This window comes from Cohnella sp. SGD-V74 (assembly GCF_003001675.1).
In the GTDB taxonomy this organism is placed as follows: domain Bacteria; phylum Bacillota; class Bacilli; order Paenibacillales; family Paenibacillaceae; genus Cohnella.
On the sequence record NZ_PVYW01000004.1, the window covers coordinates 377,950 to 402,834 of the forward strand.

A 24,885-nucleotide genomic window follows, 5' to 3' on the forward strand; every position below is an offset into this window, starting at 1 on the left:
GGGGTGAACGGAAATGGAAGCTTCAAAATGGAGAGAGTGGCTGTCCAAGCCATTCGTGTTCTTCTCTCTCATTATGGTGCTCAAAATCCTTCTGGCTCGGCTCGTCGTATTCGACGGGGCTTCGATCTGGCTTCAACTGGCGACAGGCATTCCTTCCATTTGGATCCTGTTCTGTCTGATCGAGTGGTTCGCGCCGAAGCGAAAATTGGGCGTCTACTTGACGGTGAACATTGTTGTTACGTCGATCTACTTCGCCGTGATTATGTACTACAAATATTTCGGCGTTATCGTGACCTATCATGCGCTTAAACAAGTGAACCAGGTAACGGAAGTGAAGGGGAGCGTCTTCTCCCTGCTGCATCCTTATTTTCTGTTCATCTATACCGATATTGTCGTGCTTCTGCTGCTGTACGTCAGCCGCAGGTTCAGAGGCTGGGCGAAGTCGCTTGCCAAAAGGGAGTCCGGAGCGCTGGTCTCGGCGGTATTCGCCGTCTCGCTCGTCGGCAGCGTCGCTACGGTATGGACTCACAGCGACAGCATCAACGAGTTGAAGCAAGCCGAGAACATGGGAATTCTGAACTACGAAGCTTATGCGGTCATCGCCAGCGCCACGCAGGAGATCGAGGACCCGAGCAAGGTGACCGAAGAGGCGATCGCCGCCCTGAAAGGCACCGAAGAGCCCGCTGTCCCGCTCTACTGGGGAGCGGCGGAAGGGAAGAACGTGATCGTGCTCCAGCTCGAGGCGTTCCAGAACTTCCTGATCGACCGTCAAATCGACGGCAAGGAAGTGACGCCGGTCTTGAACGGACTGGCAAAGGATAACCTCTATTTCCCGCGCTTCTACCAGCAGGTCGGTCAAGGAAATACGTCGGATGCGGAATTCGTCGTCAACACCTCCTTCTATATTCCCCAGCATGGGGCGGCGGCGCAGGAATACGGCGGCTTGGATCTGCCGAGCATGCCGAAGAAATTAGCGGAGCGCGGCTACCAGACGGCAACGTTCCATACGAACGACGTCCAATTCTGGAACCGCAAGGAGCTGTACAAAGGACTCGGATTCGACCGCTATTACGACGCCGAATTTTTCGGAGACGACGATATGGTGTTCTTCGGTCCTTCGGATGAAATTTTGTACGAGAAGACGGCCGACGAGCTGCTGAAGATGAGCCAATCCGGCAAGCCGTTTTACGCGCAAGTCATCTCGATGTCTTCCCATCATCCGTTCAACATGCCGGAGCGCAAAATCCGCTTCGAGCTGCCCGACCGCTATAAGGACACGCTCGTCGGCGACTACATCCAGGCTCAGAACTATACGGATTACGCCGTCGGCCTGTTCATCGAGAAGTTGAAGCAGATCGGCCTGTGGGACAATACGGTTCTGGTCGTCTACGGGGATCATCTGGGGTTGCCGATTTACTCGCTTACCGATCACGAGAAAAAGCTGATGAAAGAAATATACGGACGCGAGTACGGTTTCTCCGAAATGCTGAACATCCCGCTTATTATTGCCGCTCCGGGAGCTGCGCAACCGCAAGTGTTCCCTCAAACCGGGGGCCAGGTGGACGTCTTCCCGACGCTGGCGAATCTTCTCGGGATCTCGCTGAAAGGGCATATTCACTTCGGACAGGATTTGCTCAATCATACCGACAATGTGCTGCCGCAAAGATACTATCTGCCTTCGGGCTCCTTCGTGAACGGCAAAGGCATCTTCGTTCCGGGACTGGGCTATGAGGACGGGGTCAGCTATCCGTTCGACGGGGAACAGCCGTCGGAGACCGATTCGACGGAAGACGAATATAATCGAGCGTTGGAGCTTTTGCGGCTTTCGAACAGCTACGTGAGCCACTTGCCTGAGCATGAATAGACGGTTGACGCAATAAATATAGATCAGGGGGTAAGTGCGTGAACCTTATAAAAAGAATCGATTGGAAAAAGTACTCTCCGTTGCTGCTGATGCTGATGTTTCCCGTGCTGGGATGGATGTACGCGTTAACCAACAACATTGAAAACCAAGAAGTATACAGCTTGGCGACTGCCGTGGACGAGACGATCCCGTTCGTCAAATGGTTCGCTCTGCCGTATTCGATCTGGATTTTCTACATCTACGTCTGCTTGTTCTACTTCTTCAAGAAGGACGTTAACGTGTATTACCGCAATCTGATGACTTACGCGCTCAGCGCGCTGCTCTGCTACTTGATCTACTCGGTATTCCAGACGACGGTCGCACGTCCTCCGGTCATCGGGGACGATCCGTTCTCGCTGTTGATGAAGTACATTTACAATCGGGATCAGCCCTACAACTGCTTTCCGAGCATTCACTGCTTCTCCAGCTACATGGTGATGAGGGCAATCTGGACGAGTTCGTTCCGCAACAAATGGAACGTAACGCTCATTACCGGAATGTCCAGCCTTATCATTATGTCCACCTTGTTCGTGAAACAACACGTCATCATGGACGTGCTGGGCGCCGTATTCCTCGTCGAAGTCGTGACGGCCGCGATCATCGTGGTCGAACGGAGAGCGAAGCTGGCGCGCGAGCGCCAGAAGAGCACCTTCGGGGCATAAAATGAAAAAGGCCGAACCCGGGCAGAGAGATCAGCCTCTGCCGGAGTTCGGCCTTTCGCGTGGGTGCGGCTTGCTAGGGCGTGTAAGCAAACCCGCTCAGGGGCATCTATCATCCCCTGCTGCGTCACTTTTGCTTGACGTACCCCCGGTACGCCTTCACAAAAGTTCCTTGCATGGAACGAAAATTCGGCAACATCTGCTATCTTCGGAGGTTGCATACACACCCTAAGCCTGGCGGCGTACGGACGACGCTCTCGCCGTCAGGACGAACATCCGGCGATAATGTTCTTTAATTTGCTCGCGGGTATAGCCCCGCTCCTTCTTGATCTGAAAGTAGCCTACCGGGGACATCGAGCAAATGATCGCATGGGCCGCAAAGTCGGGATCGAAATCGGGCGCCGGATCGTCCGCCGCGATCTCGGACAGCAGCCCCGCGATTTTGTCCCGGGAGAAACGGTACATCGGAGAATGAAAGAAGTTGCCCCGGTCGTCGGCGCAGTTCATCTTCGCTTCGGTCTCGAGAAGCAGCTCCGCTTTGTCTTCGATCGCGTCGATCCAATAATCCAGAACGCCCGACAGCCGTTCCCAGGCCGGCGCGCTGGTGTTGCTTGCCAAATATCGATCGATCTCGTTGATCAGCCTGTCGCCGTATTCGTGCAGCATATCCAGGCAGAGATCGCCTTTGTGGGCGTATTTGCGGTAAAGCGTCGCTTGTCCGATCCCGGCCGTCTTGGCGATCTGGTGCATGCTGACCGGCTGTACGCCATATTCGCTGAACAGTTCGTGAGCGGTCTGGAGAATAAGCTGACGATTCTCGACCGCGTCTCTGCGTTCCCGTCTGACGGACACGATGCGCCACCTCGCAATCGATAGAAGTTCGCTTTCCACATGTTGACAACCGGACAAATGTCCGGTAACATCGAAGTAAAGCGGACAATTGTCCGCTTTGAACGCGGGTTTTCGTTGCAGCGTCCGGATAACTCTATTGTACCGTCGCGTTCTCCGACGGTCAATGGAAGAGAGAGAACGCGCAAAGGAAGCCTCTCCCATTCGGATAGGAGGTTTTATATGTCATCCCCAAATGCGCAGGCATCGGAGGATAGCGCGGTCTCGATACGCGGCATTCTCGGACCGCTGGTCGCCATCATCATCGGCATTTTCATGGTTATTTTGGACGGAACGGCCGTTAACGTCGCGCTGCCCAAGCTTCAAGAAGAGTTTAATTTGCCTAACCTCACGCTCGTGCAGTGGACGGTCATCGGCTACGCGCTCGCACAGGCGGCTGTTATTCCGCTGGCGGGCTGGTTGTCGGACCGCTTCGGCGCGAAGCGGGTATTCCTGATCTCGATCGGACTGTTCACGATCGGCTCGCTGCTGTGCGCGCTGGCGACGAGCGTCGAGCAACTGATTGCGTTCCGGATCGTGCAAGGAATCGGCGGCGGCGTAGTCGTGCCGATCTCGATGGCGTTCATATACCGTCTCGCTCCTCCGAGCAAGGTCGGAGCGGTCATGGGGATGATGGGCGTTCCCATTCTGCTGGCTCCCGCGCTCGGCCCCGTGCTGGCGGGCTGGTTCGTCGAATACTACAGCTGGGATTGGATCTTCCTGATCAACCTTCCGATCGGCGTGATCGGAATTCTGCTCGGCATCCGCACGCTGCCGAATATCGGCCGCCAAGCGGTCGCTTCGCTCGACCGGCTCGGCATGATTCTCGGACCGCTCGCGTTCGCCGCGCTTGTCTACGGCGTATCCGAAGGCGGCATCGACCCGATGACCGGGAAGTCGACCTGGACCGAGCTTCCAACCGTTATCGGAGTCAGTATCGGGGTTGTCGCCCTCGTTCTGTTCATCATCGTCGAGCTGCGCAAGCAGAATCCGCTGCTCGAGCTGCGCGTCTTCCGTTCGGGCAACTTCACCAAGGGAATTATCGTGCAATGGGTGTCGCAGATCGCGCTGTTCGGAACGCTGTTCCTCGTGCCGCTGTTCCTGCAGCAGGCCAAGGGATATTCGCCGATGGAAGCCGGCTTGATGATGCTGCCGCAGGCGCTCGCCTCGGGTCTGTTCATGCCGATCGGCGGCAAGCTGTCCGACCGCTTCGGAGCGCGTCCGCTCGTCATCGTCGGGATGGCCATTACGACGGTCGCGGCCTTGCTGCTGTCCAACATCTCGGCGGATGACGGCAAGCTGGCGATCATGCTTCCGCTCGGATTGCTCGGAGCCGGGATGGGTCTGTTCATGATGCCGCTTAATACGCACCTGATTCAATCGGCTCCGCTGAACCTTGTCGGCCGGGTAACGTCCCTGACGAACGCGGCGCAGCAGGTCATGATGTCGTTCGCGGTCGCCGTGCTGACGACGATCTCGACGACGAGAATGCAGGATCTGATGACGAAGCAGCAGAAGCCGGCGCCGGATCTGCCGATCTTCGCCGAGGCTTTCGGGCATACGTTCTTTATCCTTATCTTCATTGCCGTGGCGGGGGCCGCTCTGGGCTTGCTGCTGCGCAAGCCGCAGAGACAGGAAGGCGAGTCCGCGCCTGGCGCCGAAGCTCCGATGATCGTAGGGCACTGATTTAAAATTGGACGGGGCCGTTCGCCAAGCCAGCGCTTGGGGAACGGCCCCTTTGTGTATTGAAGCGCAACCGCGCGATTCTTCCTGAATTCACTATCACGAAAACAACGATAGCCCTACCTCTCTATCATTCTTGCGGCTCCGTGGCCGCGCCAGTGAGAATTCGTGTTTCCTTCCAGCAGCCGATCGTTAGATGAAAATAAGGAATGTGTGGGGAAACGGAGGAATATTACCCGTACGAAGAAAAATCAGAGGGTTACATCTTCACATAAGAGTTAATTATACTCCGCATGTGTGGCGATGTCAATAATCGAGAAGCTGAGCAAACCTGATAGCCGCGACGCAAACAAGCGAATCCGAAGAATATCCGGACGAATATGTGGTAGAACGACAAAATTCCCCGTTTTTTCGGAGTTAACCTAGACCCCCTCCCCCCTAATTTAGTATAATTTTTAGGGAAGACGGTTTACATCATACTAAAATCTGTTCGACGGAGTGGATATTGACGAATTGGACAACACGGATTGTCGATAGCTGATTGCGTCAGACAGGCTCATGGGGAAGTGGGGAACTTATGGAGGAAGAAGTGTATCTAACGGAAATATTGATTGCGGTTTCAATCTTCCTGTCTACATACGCCATTATCATTTCCGAGAAAATCAACCGGGCGGTTATTGCGCTGACAGGCGCGTTGCTGATGGTGCTGCTGGGATTGGTTGATTTTCATGCCGCGTATACGCATCATATCGAATGGAAGACGCTGTTCCTTCTGATCGGCATGATGATTCTGGTAGGGATAACGAATCGCAGCGGAATTTTCCAGTACATCGCGATCAAGGCGGCGCAGCGGGCCAAGGGAGAGCCCGTCAAGATTTTGGTCACTTTGGCGCTGCTGACCGCGGTCGGCTCCGCGTTCATCGATAACGTAACGACCGTATTGCTCATCGTTCCGATTACCTTTTCCATCACACGGCTGCTCAAGCTGAACCCGATCCCGTTCCTTATAACGGAGATTATGATCTGCAACATCGGCGGGGCGGCGACGCTGGTGGGCGATCCGCCGAACATTATGATCGGCACGGCTGCGAATCTTTCCTTTAATCAATTCCTCGTGAATATGACTCCCGTGATTATCGTAATCATGATCGTTATTATGTTCTACTTAAAGCGGCTGTACGGAAAACAGATGAAAGTAAGCGACGAGGACAAGGAAAAGCTGATGAACATCGATGCCGCGAGTTATATTAAGGATGCGGCGTTGATGAAGAAATCCTTGTTCGTATTCGCCCTTACGATCATCGGGTTTCTGACGCATCGTTTCTTCCACATCGAACCGGCTGTCGTCGCTTTCGCCGGAGCTACGCTGCTCATGCTGATCGGCACCAAGGAGAAGGATCTGGAGGAAGTGTTCCACACGGTGGAATGGGTGACGATCTTCTTCTTCGCCGGGCTCTTCGTGCTCGTAGGCGGCTTGATCGAGGTTGGCGTCATCAAGCAGATGGCCACGGCTCTGCTGAACTTCACCGAGGGCGATCTGACGTCCACATCCATGATTATTCTGTGGGGGGCGGGCATCGCTTCCGCGTTGATCGACAACATTCCGCTCGTCGCGACGCTTATTCCTATGGTTATGGATATGGGCGCCCAGTTGGGATTGTCCGAAGAAGCGCTCCTCCCGATATGGTGGTCGCTTGCGCTCGGCGCGTGCTTGGGCGGGAACGGCACGTTGATCGCTTCGTCCGCCAATCTGATCGTGGCCGGCATTGCCGCCCGCGAAGGGAAGCGGATTTCCTTCATCGAGTTTATGAAGGTCGGCATTCCCGTGACGCTCATCTCCATGTCGATCGCGACGGTCTACGTCTACTTCGTGCTGCTGTAGCTTAAATAATGAACTAACGACAGGAGAATGGATCATCAATGATCGCTTACGCGCATGTTAAATGGTTCACCGACGTCACCCCGGTCAAGGAAACGTTGGACAATGTGCTGTCTCCCGTGTTCGCGGGCACGGCGCTGGCGGTCGCCCTGCTGCTCGCCGCGCTGACGCAGCTGCTGCCCTCGATTATGAAAATAAGCGCGCTCGGCAAGCTGGACGAAGGGGTCGAGAAGCTGAGGCCGTGGTCGTTCCTGATTTTGCAGTACGGCACGGCGGCCGCGTTGCTGTGGGCGCTTCTGGAGGGCGGGCTGTTCGCTCCCGAATTCGCTTCCCCGGAAGGGGCGCTGGAGCTGACCATCTGGGCGACGATTGTGCTCTTGCTCATCCCGCACCATCTCTCCGTCAAGCTCGCTTCCGTCGCGCTGTTCGGACTGTACGTCTATTATGTCGGCGAGTACGGCCTGTTCCACATGTTGGATTACGGCTTCTACCTGGCGATCGCAGCCGCGCTGGGATTCTACCGCACGCCGCTGCAGAAGTGGTCTTTTCCGCTGCTGTACCTGGGAACGGGCTTGTCCCTGTGCTGGGTGGCCGTCGAGAAATGGATTTACCCGGCGATGAGCCTGGATATCATCAAGCACCACAACGTGCCGACGTTTGGTTTCGATCCGGCGGTGTTCGTCGTGCTCGCCGCATTCATCGAATTCGTCGTCGGCTACTTGCTCGTCGTCGGCATTTTGAACCGGCTGCTGTCCATCGTGCTCACGCTGATCTTCATTATGACGACGATGCTGTTCGGCTACGTCGAGATCGTCGGCCATTTTATGATCCATATCGTGCTTGTGTTGTTTATTATCGAAGGGGTGAGCTTCTACAAACCTCCGGTGGAGATGCATAAGACGAAGCTCGAGCGTATCGTGTTCGTGGCGTTGAATTTCCTGCTTGTGCTGGCGACTTTCCTGCTGTTGTACTACAGGTTTGCATGAAGTGACGGGTTCGGAATAGCGGATAATACAGGAAGAGGTCGATCGGATTTTCCGATCGGCCTCTTTTTTTATCAAAATCGTGGCTAAGTATAAACAATCGGGGTTTTGTTATATCGTTTTAACTTTTGCCCGACGGTAGAATGTAAACGTAGCTGGCGACCGGAAGGAACTTGAACGATACAGGTTCGAAACAAGGTTGGAAGCAAGAGACAAACTGATCGAACTAGGAGGATATGCATGACGCAAGCCATGACGAAACAGCCTTACTCGGCAACGCCGCCGGACCCGGGCCTAGTCGGAAAGAAGAGCTGGTTATCCAGGCTCTTCAAGCAGTTGGACGTCCAGTTGATGGTCTGGCCCGCACTGCTGCTCATCTTCGTGTTTTCCTACATCCCGATGTACGGCGTAATTACCGCGTTCATGGACTACAACGTTTTCACGGGAGCGAGAGTTTTCGACAATCCGTGGGTCGGATTCAAACATTTCGAAGCTTTCTTTAATGCTCCCGATTTCGATACGCTTCTGCGCAATACGCTGATCGTCAGCGTCCTGAAATTCGCGATCGGGTTCCCGGCGCCCATCATACTGGCGCTGTTGCTGAACGAAGTGCGCCATATGGCGTTCAAGCGCGTCGTTCAGACGATTACGTACTTGCCTCACTTCATGTCGTGGGTTATCGTGGGCGGCTTGGTCATGTCGTTGCTTTCTACGGAAAATGGAAGCATTAATATCCTGCTCCAGAAGCTGAGGCTGATCGACGAACCGGTTCACTTCCTCTCGATGCACGAGTATTTCTGGAGCATTCTGATCACGACGAACGTGTGGAAGGAAATCGGCTTCAACTCCATCGTGTACCTTGCGGCGATCGCGGCGATCGACCCGCATCTATACGAGGCCGCGGACATCGACGGAGCAAGCAAGTTCAAGCAGATCTACCTGATTACGATTCCGACGATCATGCCGGTCATCATCATCTTCATGATTCTCGCGATGGGCAACTTCCTGAACGCCGGTTTCGAAGATATCCTGATTCTCGCTCAGGATCCGGGGCTCAGGCCCGTATCGGATGTAATAGATACCTATGTGTATAGGGTCGGTTTACAGAATCAGAAATACTCGTATGCGGTCGCGGTCGGTTTGTTCAAAGCTGTAGTCAGCATCGCTCTCCTGACGACGGCGAACTATTTGGCTCGCAGATCCGGAAACAGTCTGTGGTAAGAGACACAACATACGAGGAGGAGAACGAAGTTGAGAATGAAACGGCTCGGGTATAGCGATCGCATTATGCTCATCTGCATCTATACCTTTCTCGCATTATTATCGTTAACTTGCATCTACCCGTTCTGGAACGGTCTGGTCGTATCCTTCAACGAAGGATTGGATACGGCCAAAGGCGGAGTCACGATCTGGCCGAGAGCTTTCACGTTGGCCAACTACGAAGTCGTGTTCAGCGACAAGAACTTGCTCAACGCGTTCTTCATCTCCATCAGCCGTACGATCGTCGGTACGATATCCGCCGTGTTCGCGACCGCGCTGCTCGCTTACGGACTGACGAAGCCATATCTGATAGGGCGCAAGTTCTACATGCTGTTCTTCATCTTCACGATGTATTTCGGAGGCGGACTTGTTCCGACATTCCTCCTGATCAAATCGCTCGGATTGATGAACAACTTCCTGGTCTTCATCATTCCTGCCTTGATCAGCGTGTGGAACATGATCATCTTCCGCACCTTCTTCAAGAGCTTGCCGGCAGGGCTGGAGGAATCGGCGCAGATCGACGGCTGCGGCAACTGGGGAACGTTCTTCAAGATCGTGCTCCCGCTCTCCGGACCGATCATCGCGACGCTGGGCTTGTTCACGGCGGTCGCCCACTGGAACGACTGGTTCATGCCGACGATCTACATTTTCAGAGAAGATTTGATGCCGGTGCAAACCGTGCTCAGACGGCTCCTGAACGCCAATCTCGTCGCCGATCAGATGGCGGGGTTCGACGGCAAGACGGCGGAGCTGATGGCGAAGAAGGCGCTGACCTCGAAGGCGCTGATCAACGCGACGATCATGGTCGTTACGCTGCCGATCGTCCTGGTGTATCCCTTCGTTCAAAAATACTTCGTTAAAGGCGTTATGGTAGGTTCCTTGAAAGAGTAGTCCAAAGAACGGTTTCGGAGCGTCCTTGGCGCTTTGAACATAAATGATTTCCAAATGAGAGGGGTAAAATCAGTATGAAGAAGTTGAAAAAACCGGCGTTATTGATCCTCTCGTCGGTGCTGCTTCTTTCGGTGATTCTTGCCGGCTGCAGCAAGAAGGAAAACTCCAACAGCGGAGCAAGCTCGTCGCCCAGCAGCAGCGCCAGCACGCCTGCGGAGAGCAGCCCGAGCGCCAGCGAAGAGGCGCCTGCAGGATGGGTATTCGGCTCCGAACCACTCGCGTTTTCCGCATATGCGCACTATGGCTGGCTGGATTTCCCGGCGGACATGGAGCAAGTGCATTTCTGGAAATATCTTAAAGAACACAAGCAAACCAATATTACGGCGATCCAAGCCAAAGGCAACCACGCTCAGTTGATGACGACGATGATGGCTTCCGGCGATCTTCCCGACCTCATCTATACGGACCGGTACCACCCGGATCTTAACCGTCTGTACGAAGCAGGTCAGTTGGTCGCGTTCGACGACTACCTGGATAAGTATCCGAACCTGAAGAAGTACTTCGACAAGAAGTATCTGGACATTCTTCGCGCTCCGGACGGCAAGCTGTACAAGTTCCCGAACTGGTACACGGATCACCCGACGAGCACGGCGGGTTACGTCGTCAACAAGAAGATCTACGAGGAACTCGGTTCCCCGCCGCTTGTGACGATGGACGATCTGTACAACTACCTGGTAGCGGTTAAAGCCAAATACGGCGAAGACATCATTCCGTTCGAGCCGGACCGCACGCAAGACGCGCAAGGCATCGGTTTGATCTACGCAGGCTTTAAGGAAGGCGGGCTGTATCAATCCTTGGGAGCGAGTCTGCTGGCCGTTCCGGAAGGCGACAAGCTGACTTCCATCTTTACGGATCCGGCTTTCCGCGAATCGCAAAAGTTCGTATCCAAGCTGTACCGCGAAAAACTGATTTCCCAAGACATGTTCACGCAAGACAGAGGTAAAGTTCAAGAGAAAATTTTGACGGGTCGCGTTGCCATCTATGCGGGTTCCGGTGTTACGACTTGGGGCATGCAAGGCGACATGGAGCTCAAGAAAAAAGATCCGAACGCAGGCTACTTCATGGTCTGGCCGCTTGCCAAAGCGGGACTTGATCCGAAGAAAATCTATGCAGGCGGCTACGACGCTCTGGGCTGGAACGTCAGCGTTATTACGAAATCGGCTAAAGATCCGGAGAAAATCTTCGCATTCCTCGACTGGATCACCGGTCCGGAAGGCATGTCGGTTCAATTCTTCGGCGCTCCGGGGCCGGACGGCAACTGGGACGGATTGGACGAGAACGGATACCCGAACTTCACGGCGAACTACGATCCTGTCGAAGTTGCGGACATCCAAGCGAAGAACGATCCTGTCATGATCGCGGGCAACAGCTCGTACATCGACAAAGCGAAAGCGAAATACGAAGATACGCAACCGCTTGAGAACCAGAACTGGGCAGCTCGTTGGCAGCGCGATATTACGTGGCCTTCGTCCAACGACATTACCGGGTTCCGGAACAATCTGGAGCCGCCTGCGGACGGCGAGCTTGGAGATATCAGACAAAACACGCTCGACCTGTTCCTGCAAATTCTCTCCGAGACGGCTACGGCCAAGAGCGACGCGGATGTCGACAGAATTCTCGACGCTGCGGAAGAGAAAGCTCAAAAACTCAACTATCAGAAGTTGCTCGACTGGAGAACGGAAAGATGGCTTGAGAACAAGAAGATTCTTGGAGAATAATGCATAAGGATCAGAGTTAAACCATTGCAGTAGAGAAGAGGTACCCCCGAGGATAGAAATTCCCCCCTCGGGGATATCTCTGTTTCTGTTATTCTATATCATAGCAGGATATTTAGGGGGAAGAGACCTTCCCCGCACATGCGCCGCAATGGGGGGAAACGAGATGTGGAATGTCGGAAGGCAAATCGTTCGGAGAACCGGGGCGCTGCTCATTGCGCTATCGTTGGCGGCATGCGATACGCAGCTTGTATCCGATCCGCCGGATTCATTCCAACCTTCGGCAGAGAGAGTCGATCCGCCGGCGGCCGAAGGGCCATGGAGCGACGTATACGAGCTGGGGAAGGAACCGCTTAACGTATCCTTTTACGCGCATTACAGCTATTACAACATGCCGAAGTGGGGAGGAGATCCCTCTTCGAAATGGATTCAAGAAAACAAGAAAATTCATGTGCAGGGAATCAGCCCGGAAGGAAACGGCACTCAGAAGCTGCAGAAGATGATCGCGAGCAGGAAGCTGCCGGATCTGATCTGGGGACAGAGAGACGCCGACCTGGAGCGTCTTCGCCAAGCCGGGCTGCTCGTTCCTCTGGACGATTACATCGAGAAGTATCCGAATCTAAGAACGTGGGCGGGGACGAAAATATTGAACCTGCTGCGTTCGCCGGACGAGAAAATTTATTACTTTCCCAATTATTATACGGATCGTCCTTACGGCAACGCGGGGTACGTGGTCAATAAGAGAATCTACAGGGAGCTCGGCTCGCCGAAGCTGGAGACGACGGACGACCTGTATCTGTACTTGAGACGGGTGAAGGAGAATTACCCGAACGTCGTGCCGTTCGAGACGGGGCTTGCCAAAGAAGGGCAAGGCATCGATCAATTGTTTTCGGCGTTCAAGGAGGACAATTTCAGCTTCACTCGCTACTATGCGGTCGTGACCGGAGACAGAATGACTTCGATTTACAAGGACCAAGGGTTCCGCGATTCGGCCAAGTACGTCGCGAAGCTGATGCGGGAAGGCTTGATGACGCAGGACGCATTCACCCAGACGGAAGAACAGATCGCCGAGAAGCTGATGAGCGGGCATGTGGCCGTATATGCTGGAGCCGACCCGGTCAAGCTGGCTATGCCGGCCAACGCGGAGCTTTCCAGCAAAGATCCCGGCGACGGTTATTTTTTCATCGAACCGATCTATAAGAGCGGCTTGGACAAGAGCAAGATCTATCCGGGAACGTACAACTTGCTCGGCTGGAACGTCTCTGCGATTACGACGAGCGCAGCCAATCCGGAAGCGATCTTCGCGATGCTCGACTGGATGACGGGGCCCGAAGGATCTTCCGTGCAGATGTGGGGACCGCCGGGACCGGACGGCTACTGGAACGGCTTCAAGGAGGACGGCATCACGCCCGCTTTTACGGCCAAATACAGTGAGGACCCGGAAGGGCTCGCCAAAATCCAATCCGTATCCGGGGATATGATCTGGGCGGGCAACACGACTTTCCTCGATAAGACGAAGGGCGAGTTCGAAGAGACGCTGCCGGAGGAGAAGCAGAACTGGGCCACCTATTGGCAGAAAAAGATTACATGGAATTCCCAAGGGGACGCAACGCCGTTTATCAACCTTCATCCGATGCCCGATACGGACGTGGGTTCGATTCACCGCAGGGTCAAAGAGATCTGGCTGAAAGCCCGGGCGGACGCCGTATTCGGCACGTCGGACGGGGAGGTCGACAAGATTCTCGACAATGCGCACGAACAGTCGATGGAGATCGGGTTCCAGATCTATCTGGATTACATTACGGACAGATGGCACTGGAATTTGCAGAAGCTTGAAGAGGAGTAAGTCTGCGTAACCAGGCATAACCGGAGGATGGAAAAATAGGGGGGACGCGCATGTATCAGGTTCTGCTGGTGGACGACGAGGAGTTGGATCTCGAAGGGATGCAGAGGTTTATTCCTTGGGAGGAACTGGGCATGGAGGTGGCGGGAGCCGCCAACAACGCCCTGTCCGCCAAAGACATCATCGAGAGCCGTCCGATCGACATTCTCGTAAGCGATGTCAATATGCCGTATATGTCGGGACTGGAGTTGGCCAGATCGGCGTTGGAGCGGTCGCCGAATCTTCGCGTGATTTTCGTCAGCGGTTACCAGGAGTTCAGCTATGTGCAGCAGGCTCTATCGTTGAAGGCGTACAATTACGTGCTGAAGCCGATGGAAGACGCCGAGCTGGTCGCGACGCTGAAGAAGGTGAAGCACGATCTCGAAGAAGCCGGCAAGCAGCGAGAGGTCGAGGAGTCCTACCAGAGGATGATTCCAATCGCCAAGAGCAACCTGCTCGTGCGTCTGTTCGAAGGGGACACCGGAGAGGGCGGCGCGGATTGGCCGAAGCAATTGGCCGCATACGGACTTAATAAGCTGGCTTGGCCCGTTCGCGTGGCCGTGATGGAGATGGATAAGCTGGCCTGGGAGTATGCGGAGACTCCGAATGCGCAGCTGGAGATGTCGCGAATTTTCCTGGAGCAGGTCAACGCCGCGCTCGAAGGCGCGGGGAACGTGCCGTATTGCAAGCTGAGCACGACGAGAATCGCGCTCGTGCTGGAGGAGAACGGCTTCGACAAGGCGCTTCAGTCGGTGTACGATTCGATCAGAAGGCGGCTGCCGATCTCCGTCACGACCGGAGCGGGCGAGCCGGTACATGCGCTGGCCAGGCTCCATTCCTCGTACCAGCAAGCGATCGAAGCGGTGGAAGGGAAAATGTTTCTGGGCAAGGGGACGGTCATCAAGTACGAGGAGGTGCGGCGGGAGCCCGAGATGCTGGACGCGCGGACGCTGGACGCCCGCATGGAAGCGCTGTTCAAGGCGATGCAGGAGTATAATCTCGTGCGCATCTACGACGAATTCGAGAACCTGTTCCAATCGTTGTCAAGCCTGCGCTCCAAGTTCACGGTGCTGAATCTGTCCAATTATATCATTTGGAACCTGGAGCAGCGGCTGAGCCTTGCCAACGAGAATTTGTTCGAGCTGCTCGATATCGAGCTGCAAAATCTGGACGTGCTGCTGCAATTCGAAACCGTTAACGATATTCGCTCGTGGCTTGTTCACCGGATCTACGAAATATCGGAGAAGCTGCACGATAAGAACAACTCCGCCAACGGCAAGTTCATTCGCAGCGTTATTAATATGATTAAAGAGCGGATGAGCGAGAATATTACGCTGAAGGATTTCGCGAAGCATTTTCCGTTCTCGCCGAGCTATTTCGGATACCTGATCAAGGAGAAGTCCGGGCATACGTTCAACGAACTGCTCGTTCAATTGAGGATGGAGCGTGCGTGCGAGCTGCTCAAGGAACCGGGCATCAAAATCTACGAAGTGGCCGACCAGGTGGGCTATCGCTATCTGCCGTACTTCAGCAGGCAGTTCAAGGATAAGTTCGGCATGACGCCGCTCGAGTACCGCAAGCGGGAGCAATGATGGAGGTCGCCGGCGATGCGTATTCCGAAGAAAAGAAAGAGGCTCGGCTATATTCCGATCGGATACAAGCTGATGATCTCCTATATGATATTTATCGTGATTCTCGTATCGGTCAACGGATACGTCTCGCATTCCATGTACGATTCGTCGATGCGCAAGCAGACTCGGACGAACATTCAGGGAACGGTGCTGCAAATTCGGGACAACGTCGCGTACAGAACGGACGATATGACCCGTATTTCGTCCATGCTGTACGACGATTACAATCTCGTGCAAAATTTGCGCGCGATAGAGACCGGACGGGCGAACGATTACCGAATGAGGCAGATCATTATTCCGAAGCTGGAGAGCGCCTCCCGGTCGATCGGGTTCAATCAGCGGTTGAGCGTATACGTGCACAATCAGACCGTGAACGAGGTATATCCCGAGCAGACGTACAACATCTATCATATGAAACGGATCAAGGACAAACCCTGGTACGTGAACTTTCCTGAAGAGCTGTACGGCATGACGATGGTGTGGATGCAGGCGGAGGAAGACGCGGAAGAGAAGCGAATCTCGCTCATTCGGCGGCTGGTCGACACTTCGAATCCGCTTGAGCTCGAGGAGCTCGGCATGATGCGGTTCAGCGTAGACTTGAAGGAGCTGTTCGAGAGCGTCGACTTCGAGAAGCTCGGGGAAGGCAGCATGCTGCTCGTGAAAAACTCGTCCGGCAATGTGATGTATTCTTCGGGAGTTCCCGAGTCGATGGTCGACCAGCCCGAGGCGGAGGACAATCGCTATATTACGATCGAGGAGAAAATGCAGCGGCAAGGGTGGACGATCGTCGCGCGCGTTCCGGTGACGATTATCGCGCAGGAAGCGAAGAAGGTGACGACGTTCATCATCGGCATCTGCGTGCTCTGCTTCTTCCTGTTTACGTTCGCGGGCGTGTTCATCTCCCGGTACTTCTCCAAGCGGATCACGAAGTTCGTGTCGGTGCTTAACGCGTTCCGCGAAGGCGACCTGCACAAGCGCATCGCCTATAAAGGCAAGGACGAGTTTTCCCAGATCGCCACCGCCCTGAACGGAATGGGCGAGGACGTCGGGGCGTTGATCAACAAGGTGTATTTGACGCAGCTGCAGAAGAAGGAAGCGGAGCTGGAGATGCTGCAGCTGCAGATCAATCCCCATTTTCTGTACAATACGCTGTCCTCGATCAACCGTCTGGCCAAGTTCGGGGAGAACGAGAAGCTGCAGAAGATGGTCGTGCAGCTCGGGAAGTTTTACCGGCTGACGCTGAATTCGGGTCGCACACTCATTCCGATCTCGTCTGAGATCGAGCAGTCGAACGCGTATTTGGACATCCAGAAAGTCAAATATGGAAATCGGCTGGAAGTGCTGTTCGACGTCGACGTAGCCGTATGGCCCTACGAGACGATCAAGATCATTCTGCAGCCGTTCATCGAGAACGTGCTTAAGCATGCTTGGTCAGGGGATCGCATTCATATCCGCGTGGCCGTGCGCAAGGAGGGGGAGGAAATCCATTACCGGATTATCGACGACGGCCTGGGAATGCCGCCGTGGAAAATCAGGGACATTCTGAATCCCCCGAGCGAGACCGAGAGCGAGACCGGCTACGGAATCCGGAATATCGATCAGCGCATCAAGCTGCAATACGGGCCCGAGTACGGCGTCTCCATCTTCAGCAGGCGGGGCGTCGGCACGACCGTGCTGCTGCGGATTCCTGCCAAGAAGCGCAAAGTCCATACGGCGGGAAAAGAAGGTCTGAACGCGTCTTAGTTAACCGAATAATCGACGGAATCGAAAGGGCATGCTCCTTCTAAATTAGGGCGTGTATGCATACTCCGAGGAAAGCAGATATTGCCGAATTTTCGTTCCATGCAAGGAACTTTTGTGAAGGCGTACCGGGGGTACGTCAAGCAAAAGTGACGCAGCAGGGGGCGAAAAGGCGGTGATAGATGCCCCTGAGCGGGTTTGCATACACGCCCTAGGGGGGACATGCTCTTTTTTTATTTTTCAGCCACAATACCTTGTCCTCCCCACCTGAAAAAATGCAACCTTCAGCGAAATTTGAAGCCTTATGCTTTCGGCTGGAACTGTTTATACTCGGGAAAGAAAGTGTTTACAGGTACGAGTTCACAAAGGATGTGGCCGGTTATGGAAGCTAACGCGGAAGTTCAAGTCCCTGCGCGGAAGCCTGACAACAGAAGAAGGACGAGTCTGCTGCGGAAATTTTACGGCCAGCGGTATTTGCAGGTCATGGCGCTGCTCGGCGTCGCTTGGATGCTCCTGTTCCATTATGCGCCGATGTACGGCATCGTGATCGCCTTTAAGCAGTATATCGGCATCGGGGAAATCAAGAACGCGCCATGGGTCGGCTGGGAGCATTTCAAGGCGATTTTCGAGGACGATATGATGTTCCAGGTCATTCGGAATACGCTCGGAATCAGCTTGCTGAAGCTGCTCATCGGTTTCCCGATTCCGATCGTTTTCGCCCTATTTTTGAATGAGCTTCGCTCCTTGAGGTTTAACCGGATTGTGCAGACGATTACGTACTTGCCGCACTTCCTGTCGTGGGTTATTCTCGGAGGCATTCTGATCTCGTGGCTGGCGGATGTCGGCGTCGTCAACGATGTGTTGATGGGGCTTGGGCTGATTAAGGAGCCGATCTTCTATCTGAGCGAGCCGCAATATTTCTGGGCAATCGTGATCGCGTCGGATATATGGAAGGAGTTCGGCTGGTCGGCCATCATCTATATCGCCGCCATCGCGAGCATCTCGCCGGAGCTGTATGAAGCGGCTACGATCGACGGAGCCGGCAGGTTCCAAAGAATGCGGTACGTCACGCTTCCAAGCATTAAAGGTACGATTTCGATTTTGTTCATTTTGGCGGTCGGCAGCATCCTGAATTCGAACTTCGATCAAATTCTCGTGCTGAAAAACCAGGTGAACGAAAGCATGAGCAGCGTTATCGACATCTACGTCTATGAAATCGGTATCAAGCAAGGGCGGTTCTCGTATTCTGCCGCGGTAGGGTTGGTCAAAGGCCTCATTGCTCTCTTCCTGCTGCTTCTTGCGAATTCCTTCTCGAAGAGAATGAACCAATCTTCCTTATTCTAGCCAAGGCGGTGAGAAACATGTTTACGAGTGACCGTAGAACAAGCGGAGAATTGTGGTTCGACCGTCTTAACGTCGTCGGGATGCTGATCATCTGCTTCGTGACGCTGTACCCGATCTGGTACGTGCTCGTCAATTCGTTTAACGACGGCACGGATGCGATGACGGGGGGGCTGATCTACTGGATTCCGCGCCAGTTCAGTCTGGAAAATTACGAGATCGTCTTCTCCAACGCGGGCATAATGACCGCAATGGGCATTACCGTATCCAAGACGCTGATCGGAACGGTAATTCACGTTTTCTTTACCGCGATGGTCGCCTACGCTCTTTCCCGCAAGGAGCTAATGTTCCGCAAGCTTTACATGGTGATGGGGACGGTCACGCTGTTCTTCAGCGCCCCGCTCATTCCCAACTACTTGTGGCTGCGGGACCTTGGGCTTCTCGATACATTTGGGGTGTACATCTACCCGGCGATGTTCAGTTTCTTTGATCTCATTATTTTCCTGACGTTCTTCCGGGAAATTCCGGACGGGTTGGAGGAGGCGGCCAAGATCGACGGGGCCAACGACTTCTCGATCTTCGTGCGCATTGTGCTTCCGGTGTCGCTGCCCGTCGTTGCTACGATCGCCTTATTCCACGGCGTCTGGCAGTGGAACGACTACTTTGTCGGAGTTCTCTATACGAACAGCGATTATTTGCAGCCGATTCAGACGTTCCTGTACCGGGTCATCGCCCAGTCCAGCTCCAATCAGATTGTCGGAGCGACCGGGGGCGCGATCAACCGAACCGTCACCTCGCAGTCGATCAAGCTGGCGACCATGGTCATTACGACCGTTCCGATCATCGTCGCGTATCCGTTCCTGCAGCGCTATTTCGTCAAGGGACTGATGATTGGTTCCCTTAAAGGCTAAGTTTATGTTCGATCGCGAGTTAACAACCGGTTTTACTTTCCCGCAAGGGAATGCTCATACAACATTCACTCAAAATATGAATCAAAGGGGTATGACGATGAAAAAGTGGCTAAGTTTAACGATGGTCGCAGCGCTGATGAGTACGGTCGTCGCCTGTTCGGGCGGCAACAACAAACCGGAGGCGAGCAGCAGTCCAAGCGCTTCCGCCAGCCAACCCTCCGCTTCCAACGCGGAAAGCCCAAGCGCCAGCGCAGAGCAGCCGGCTGCAGATGAGGCGGGCTGGAAGTCCGATACGTCGCCGATTACGTTCGACTGGTATTTGAACTTTGCCTGGTTCCCGAACAAATGGGGCGTAGACCCGACGTCGCAGTACATTACGAAGAAAACGGGCGTCAGCCTGAACCTGGTCGTTCCGGCCGGTAACGAGAACGAGAAGCTGAACGCGATGATCGCGGCGAACCAACTGCCTGACTTCATTACGCTCGGCTGGTGGGAAGAAGGCGTGAAGAAGATGATCGAGGGCGGCCTTGTCGAATCGCTCACCGATCTCGCCGATCAATACGATCCGTACTTCTTCAAAGTCGCCGACGGCGCCAAACTGAGCTGGTACGCACAGCCAGACGGCAAAACGTATGTGTATCCGAACGCGTCCTCGTCCCCGGCGGATTTCAAAAATTTCGGCACGCAGTTTACGTCGAACCAAACGTTCGTCGTTCGCAAAGATATGTATGAAGCAATCGGCAGCCCGGACATGCGGACGCCGGAAGGCTTCCTTAACGCTCTTAAGATGGCCAAGGAGAAGTTCCCGGAAGTGAACGGCCAACCGCTCATTCCGATCGGCTTCCACGAATTCGGCGAAGACGGCAACTACTCGTTCTTCGACGTTGGGCAAGATTCGTCCTACCTGTCTCATTACCTGGCGTTGCCAAGGGAAAAAGAAGGCAAGCTGTACGACCGTCTGACCGATCCGGAATACGTTCGCTGGTTAAAGACGTTCCGTCAGGCCAACCAAGACGGTTTGATCTCCAAAGACGTATTTGTCGACAAACGCGCACAGATGGAAGAGAAAATCGCGCAAGGACGCTACTTCGCGATGCTGTACCAACGCACAGACTTCGCCGCGCAGCAGAACGTGCTGTACGCCAAAGACCCGAACTCCGTCTACATCGCGGTTGACGGTCCGGCGAATACGAATCTGGACGCGCCGACGCTGGCCGGTCCTGCGATCTCCGGCTGGACGGTAACGCTGATTTCCAAGAACGTTAAGGACAAGGAGCGCGCTATCAAGTTCCTGAGCTATCTGATCAGCGAGGAAGGCCAGAAGGATATGTATCTCGGCGAGAAAGGCGTATCCTACGACACAATCGACGGCAAAGACCAGTTCAAGCCGGAAGCGCTGAACCTGATGAACACGGACCGTTCCGCATTCGATAAGCAATACGGCGCTTCGCACACATTCTGGATGCTGATGGATACGAATATGCAGTTGCAATGGCAGCCGCCTGCGGTTGAGCCGTTTAAGCAACTGGAAGACTGGACGAAGGGCAAGACGGAAAGCTATTCGCAGTACGACCTGATCAACCCGCCTGCCACTTCCAAGGAAGGCATTAATGCCAAGAAAATTGCTACGGAGTGGGGCAAGGCGCTGCCGAAGCTGTTGCTGGCCAAGTCGGAAGCGGACTTCGACCAGACGTTTAACGACTTTATCGCCAAGCGCGACAAGACGGGCTTCGCCGAACTGATGGCTTACCGTCAGACGAAATACGAGGAAAACGTGAAGAAGCTTGCAGAATTTCTGAAATAAGCGATAGCGGCTCCGAAAAACCCAGTTGCGCTGGGTTTTTCGGACATTTCCGGATGCAAAAACGGCCGCTCGTGATAGAATAAGTGCACGATGCCGTGAAAGTGATGTGACGAAGATGCTGCGCTATTGGAAGCGAAAATGGGAAAGAATGACGTTTCGTCTGGAACAGCTAACTTTGCAGAAAAGGCTTCTTGTTGCCTACATTTTGATTATGCTGCTGCCGAGCTTGCTGATTTCGATGTATATTTTCAAAGGGCAGACGGGCAATGCGGTGGAGGAGCTTAAGAAAAATCACGAATATTCGCTGGAGATCGAGCAGATCAACCTGAAAAATAATATGGAGACGATGAAGCGGGCGGCGGAGAGGGCTTTGGTGGATCGGGAGATCAAAGACTACTTGCTGGACCCCAATGTGCTCAGCGCGTGGGAGCTTCTCGAACTGAATCGACAGAGCTTGCAAAATATTGTCGGGCTTCAATATAACAACCCGAGCATCGAACGCATTCGCATTTATGCAAGCAATCCGGCGACAAACGAGATGCTGCCCGTTCTGTATCACGAAAGTCGAATTCATCAGGATACATGGTACGAGACAGTAATGGAAGCGAACGAGCAGAATGTATGGATATTCAGCCACTCCACCCGGGAATTGATTCGCAGCCGGCCCGGGCTGGAGGAGGATTTTAACCCGAAATTGTCACTCTATCGGGAGATTCAGTATCCGCAGGGCACGCATGTCGGCATACTGCAGATCGATATGCTGCTTACGAACGCTTTTCCAAATACATTCAGCCCGCTTCAGGACGAACAATCCCAGATGATTATGGTCGATCGGAATTGGGACATTATTCGCAATCCGGCGAATCCGTTTTTGGAACGGAACGGGGTGGACGATGAAGCCTTGAGAAAGCAGTTTGCATTGCTAAAGTCGAGCGGGGAGGGGAAGGGCAGCTTTACGTTCACTGTGCGCGGAGTGCCGTACTTGGGCGTCTATTCTTATATTCAACCCTTGGAAGCCTATATGCTGAAGGTAGCGTCGCTCAAGCCCGTCTACGACGGCATTAACGACGCCCGCAACCGGATAATTTGGGCCAACGTCGTGCTGCTCGCCATCCTTGCGATTGCGACGTACTACTTGAATGCGATCATTCTCAAAAAGCTGCACGTGCTTACCGACTCGATGAAAAGAGTGCGTCAAGGCGACTTCGGCATCGACTTGGACATCCGGGGCGGAGGTGAAGTTGGCGATCTGGCCCACCACTTCCGCAAAATGCTGCGCAAGATCAACGAGCTGATCGCCGAAGCGGTCAACAAGCAGGCAGCCGCCAAGGAAGCGGAACTGGCTACGCTGAAAAACCAGATCGATTCGCATTTTTTGTACAACACGCTGGAGAACATCAAGATGATGGCGGAAATCAACGACCAAAGGGAGATTTCCAACGCGCTTACTTCTTTGGGCGGCATGATGCGCTACAATATGCGCTGGACGAGCGAATACGTCCGGCTCAGAGATGAACTCACGCATATCGGCAATTACGTGAGCATCGCGAACATTCGTTTCGACGATCGGATTCGTCTGGTGACGGATATTCCCGAGGCGTACTTGAACCTGGAACTTCTGAAAATGTCGCTGCAGCCCGTCGTTGAGAATTCGATCAAGCACGGACTTGGGGATACCGAGATGACGATCGAGATCCGCGCGAAGAAAGAGGAGGACGCGGTGCTGATCTCGATCGTTGACGACGGCGCGGGCATTTCCCCGGAACAGGTGAGGGAGCTGAACGCGCGCATCGAACGAGGAGTCGAGGGAGAGTCTCGGGACGCCTCGGGCAAGGGCAACGGCATCGGGCTGGCGAACGTGCACAGCCGGATTCAGATGCATTTCGGCAAGGAATACGGATTGCGGGTCGACAGCGAGTCAGGGAGCTGTACCAGGGTGACGCTTCGCATCCCATGCTTGATTTTGAACGGAGGATTGACGGCTAATGCGGAAGCTGCTGATCGCGGATGACGAGAAAAATATCAGGCTCGGGCTGAAGGCGATGATCGAACGGGAGTATCCGGGAGCGTATTCGATCCGCCTGGCGGCCGACGGACGGCAAGCGTTGGAGGAGCACGGGCGGGAGCCGGCGGAAATCTTGCTGACCGATATTCGAATGCCGCACATGGACGGAATTGAGTTGATCCGGAAGCTGGCGGAGTTTGGCAATCCGCCGGTGCTGCTGATCTTGAGCGGATACGACGATTTTCAGTACGCCAAGGAAGCGATTAAGCATAAAGTCAAAGAATATTTGCTGAAGCCGATCGTGCGCGACGACCTGTTCGCGGCGCTGGGCAAAGCCGATTCCGAGCTGCGGGAGCGGGATGCGCTTCGCGACCGACTCGGCGAGACGGACAAATATCGCAACGGGATGAGAATCAGTTCGCTGCGGCACATCTGGTCGGCGCCGGAGCTTGGTTCAGAAGAGGTTGAGAGGTTGGCGCGCGAGGCCGGTCTTCTGGACTTCGAGTTCGACTATTGGGTGGGCATTCTGGATACGGCAGGTCATGAACGAATCGTGATCAAGGGAACGGAGTATTTGGCCGCGGCCGGCAAAGACGAGGCGTATCTTTGCTTGGAGGACAAGGAAGGTCGGCTCGTTGTTCTCTCCGCCCGGGAGAAACTGTTGACGGGCATGGTCGAGGAGCTTTCCGCGGCATCGAGCGGATCAGGCACCTTTTCAGCCGGGCTCAGCGCGAAAGGCGAAGGGCTCGGCGAGCTGAAAATCAAATACGAGGAAGCGAGGCATGCGCTCAAATATCGGCTGCTGCTCGGCCGATCCGGCGACGCCCTGATCCGTTACGAGCAATTGGCGCGGCGGGAGCGGGAGTACCCGGTTCCGGTCGGAACGATCGGAAGGCTCGCGAACATGATGGGGACGGACCGCGTCAACGAAATGAAGGCGCTGCTTCAGGAGCTGTTCGCGGCGGACGCGCTTGCCCGGGCGGATATCGGCTATTTCGAAGAGGTAGGACGCCTGTTGAACGAGTCGATCTTCGATCAAGTGTTCCACACCTACGGAGAAGCGTCGGTGGAAATCATCAAAATGTATAAGCTGGCCGGCAGCTTGTACAATTTCGAGCACATTCAGGACTACATTCATTGCGTGCAAAATTTGCTGCTGGGGCTGAACGATTTTATTCGTCATCTCAGATCGATTCACGTGGATCGCAAAGATATGGATCGAGCGCTGGAATACATCCACGCCAATTATGCCAAAGATCTGAACATGACGATGGTGTCCAACTACGTATCGCTAAACTACACGTACTTCAGCCAGGCGTTTAAGGAATTCGTCGGCGTCAGTTTCGTGCAATACTTGAAAAACGTGCGCATCGAGAAAGCGAAGGAACTGCTGGCGACGACCGATCTGAAGGTGATGGACATCGGCGAACGGGCCGGGTTCGACAATACGAAACACTTCAACCGGGTATTCCGGGAGACGGTCGGCGTCACTCCGCTGGAATATCGCCAAAGCGTCTCCGGCTCGGCAGGAATAAGCACATAAGCTCGCTTGGCGCACTAGCGTTGCATAAATGCTCACATAGTGAACTGGATTGTATTCCTATTACTTTGATTTCATATATTTACAGTTCCATTCTAGCCACTCAAGCT

17 protein-coding genes are annotated in these 24,885 nt (G+C 54.3%); 16 read left to right on the forward strand and 1 reads right to left on the reverse strand.

Features of this window, described 5'->3' with window-relative positions; translation table 11 throughout:
- The first annotated feature begins 13 nt into the window (after positions 1-13).
- Positions 14-1,864: an LTA synthase family protein gene (locus B0G52_RS08885; protein WP_094043252.1), complete on the forward strand. Its 1,851-nt coding sequence runs from the start codon at positions 14-16 to the stop codon at positions 1,862-1,864.
- 38 nt (positions 1,865-1,902) lie between these two features.
- Entirely contained in the window at positions 1,903-2,565 is a 663-nt protein-coding gene (locus tag B0G52_RS08890) for a phosphatase PAP2 family protein (RefSeq protein ID WP_094043254.1), read from the forward strand.
- 225 nt (positions 2,566-2,790) lie between these two features.
- Here B0G52_RS08890 and B0G52_RS08895 read toward each other — a convergent pair whose 3' ends face one another.
- Entirely contained in the window at positions 2,791-3,414 is a 624-nt protein-coding gene (locus tag B0G52_RS08895) for a TetR/AcrR family transcriptional regulator (RefSeq protein ID WP_158223645.1), read from the reverse strand.
- Between the two features lie 219 nt (positions 3,415-3,633).
- Between B0G52_RS08895 and B0G52_RS08900 the strand changes: the two genes are divergently transcribed.
- From B0G52_RS08900 to B0G52_RS08965, 14 genes are all read left to right on the forward strand, one after another.
- Complete coding sequence (locus B0G52_RS08900; RefSeq protein ID WP_094043258.1) at positions 3,634-5,136, forward strand: DHA2 family efflux MFS transporter permease subunit; 1,503 nt, start codon at positions 3,634-3,636, stop codon at positions 5,134-5,136.
- Between the two features lie 574 nt (positions 5,137-5,710).
- Positions 5,711-7,015 (forward strand): ArsB/NhaD family transporter, encoded by a 1,305-nt coding sequence (locus tag B0G52_RS08905; protein ID WP_094043260.1) that lies wholly within the window; start codon positions 5,711-5,713, stop codon positions 7,013-7,015.
- Between the two features lie 38 nt (positions 7,016-7,053).
- Positions 7,054-7,998: a DoxX family membrane protein gene (locus B0G52_RS08910; RefSeq protein WP_094043262.1), complete on the forward strand. Its 945-nt coding sequence runs from the start codon at positions 7,054-7,056 to the stop codon at positions 7,996-7,998.
- A gap of 237 nt (positions 7,999-8,235) precedes the next feature.
- Entirely contained in the window at positions 8,236-9,216 is a 981-nt protein-coding gene (locus B0G52_RS08915) for an ABC transporter permease (RefSeq protein ID WP_094043264.1), read from the forward strand.
- Between the two features lie 36 nt (positions 9,217-9,252).
- A complete protein-coding gene (locus B0G52_RS08920; RefSeq protein ID WP_094043266.1) occupies positions 9,253-10,146 on the forward strand; it encodes a carbohydrate ABC transporter permease in 894 nt (297 codons plus the stop codon).
- Between the two features lie 74 nt (positions 10,147-10,220).
- Positions 10,221-11,924, forward strand: coding sequence for an extracellular solute-binding protein (locus tag B0G52_RS08925; protein ID WP_094043268.1), 1,704 nt, complete (start codon positions 10,221-10,223; stop codon positions 11,922-11,924).
- A 163-nt stretch (positions 11,925-12,087) separates the two neighbouring features.
- Positions 12,088-13,767 carry an extracellular solute-binding protein gene (locus tag B0G52_RS08930; RefSeq protein WP_094043270.1) on the forward strand — a complete coding sequence of 560 codons (1,680 nt, stop codon included), beginning with the start codon at positions 12,088-12,090 and terminating at the stop codon, positions 13,765-13,767.
- Between the two features lie 50 nt (positions 13,768-13,817).
- Positions 13,818-15,395 (forward strand): response regulator, encoded by a 1,578-nt coding sequence (locus B0G52_RS08935; protein ID WP_094043272.1) that lies wholly within the window; start codon positions 13,818-13,820, stop codon positions 15,393-15,395.
- A gap of 15 nt (positions 15,396-15,410) precedes the next feature.
- A complete protein-coding gene (locus B0G52_RS08940; protein ID WP_233162496.1) occupies positions 15,411-17,177 on the forward strand; it encodes a sensor histidine kinase in 1,767 nt (588 codons plus the stop codon).
- A gap of 378 nt (positions 17,178-17,555) precedes the next feature.
- Positions 17,556-18,518 carry an ABC transporter permease gene (locus B0G52_RS08945; RefSeq protein ID WP_233162498.1) on the forward strand — a complete coding sequence of 321 codons (963 nt, stop codon included), beginning with the start codon at positions 17,556-17,558 and terminating at the stop codon, positions 18,516-18,518.
- A gap of 17 nt (positions 18,519-18,535) precedes the next feature.
- Positions 18,536-19,426 carry a carbohydrate ABC transporter permease gene (locus B0G52_RS08950; protein WP_094043276.1) on the forward strand — a complete coding sequence of 297 codons (891 nt, stop codon included), beginning with the start codon at positions 18,536-18,538 and terminating at the stop codon, positions 19,424-19,426.
- 97 nt (positions 19,427-19,523) lie between these two features.
- Positions 19,524-21,230, forward strand: coding sequence for a type 2 periplasmic-binding domain-containing protein (locus tag B0G52_RS08955; RefSeq protein WP_369827029.1), 1,707 nt, complete (start codon positions 19,524-19,526; stop codon positions 21,228-21,230).
- Between the two features lie 115 nt (positions 21,231-21,345).
- Complete coding sequence (locus B0G52_RS08960) at positions 21,346-23,241, forward strand: sensor histidine kinase (protein ID WP_143762542.1); 1,896 nt, start codon at positions 21,346-21,348, stop codon at positions 23,239-23,241.
- Complete coding sequence (locus B0G52_RS08965; protein ID WP_094043282.1) at positions 23,216-24,778, forward strand: response regulator; 1,563 nt, start codon at positions 23,216-23,218, stop codon at positions 24,776-24,778. Before B0G52_RS08960 ends, B0G52_RS08965 begins: the two co-directional genes overlap by 26 nt.
- Positions 24,779-24,885: the final 107 nt, after the last annotated feature.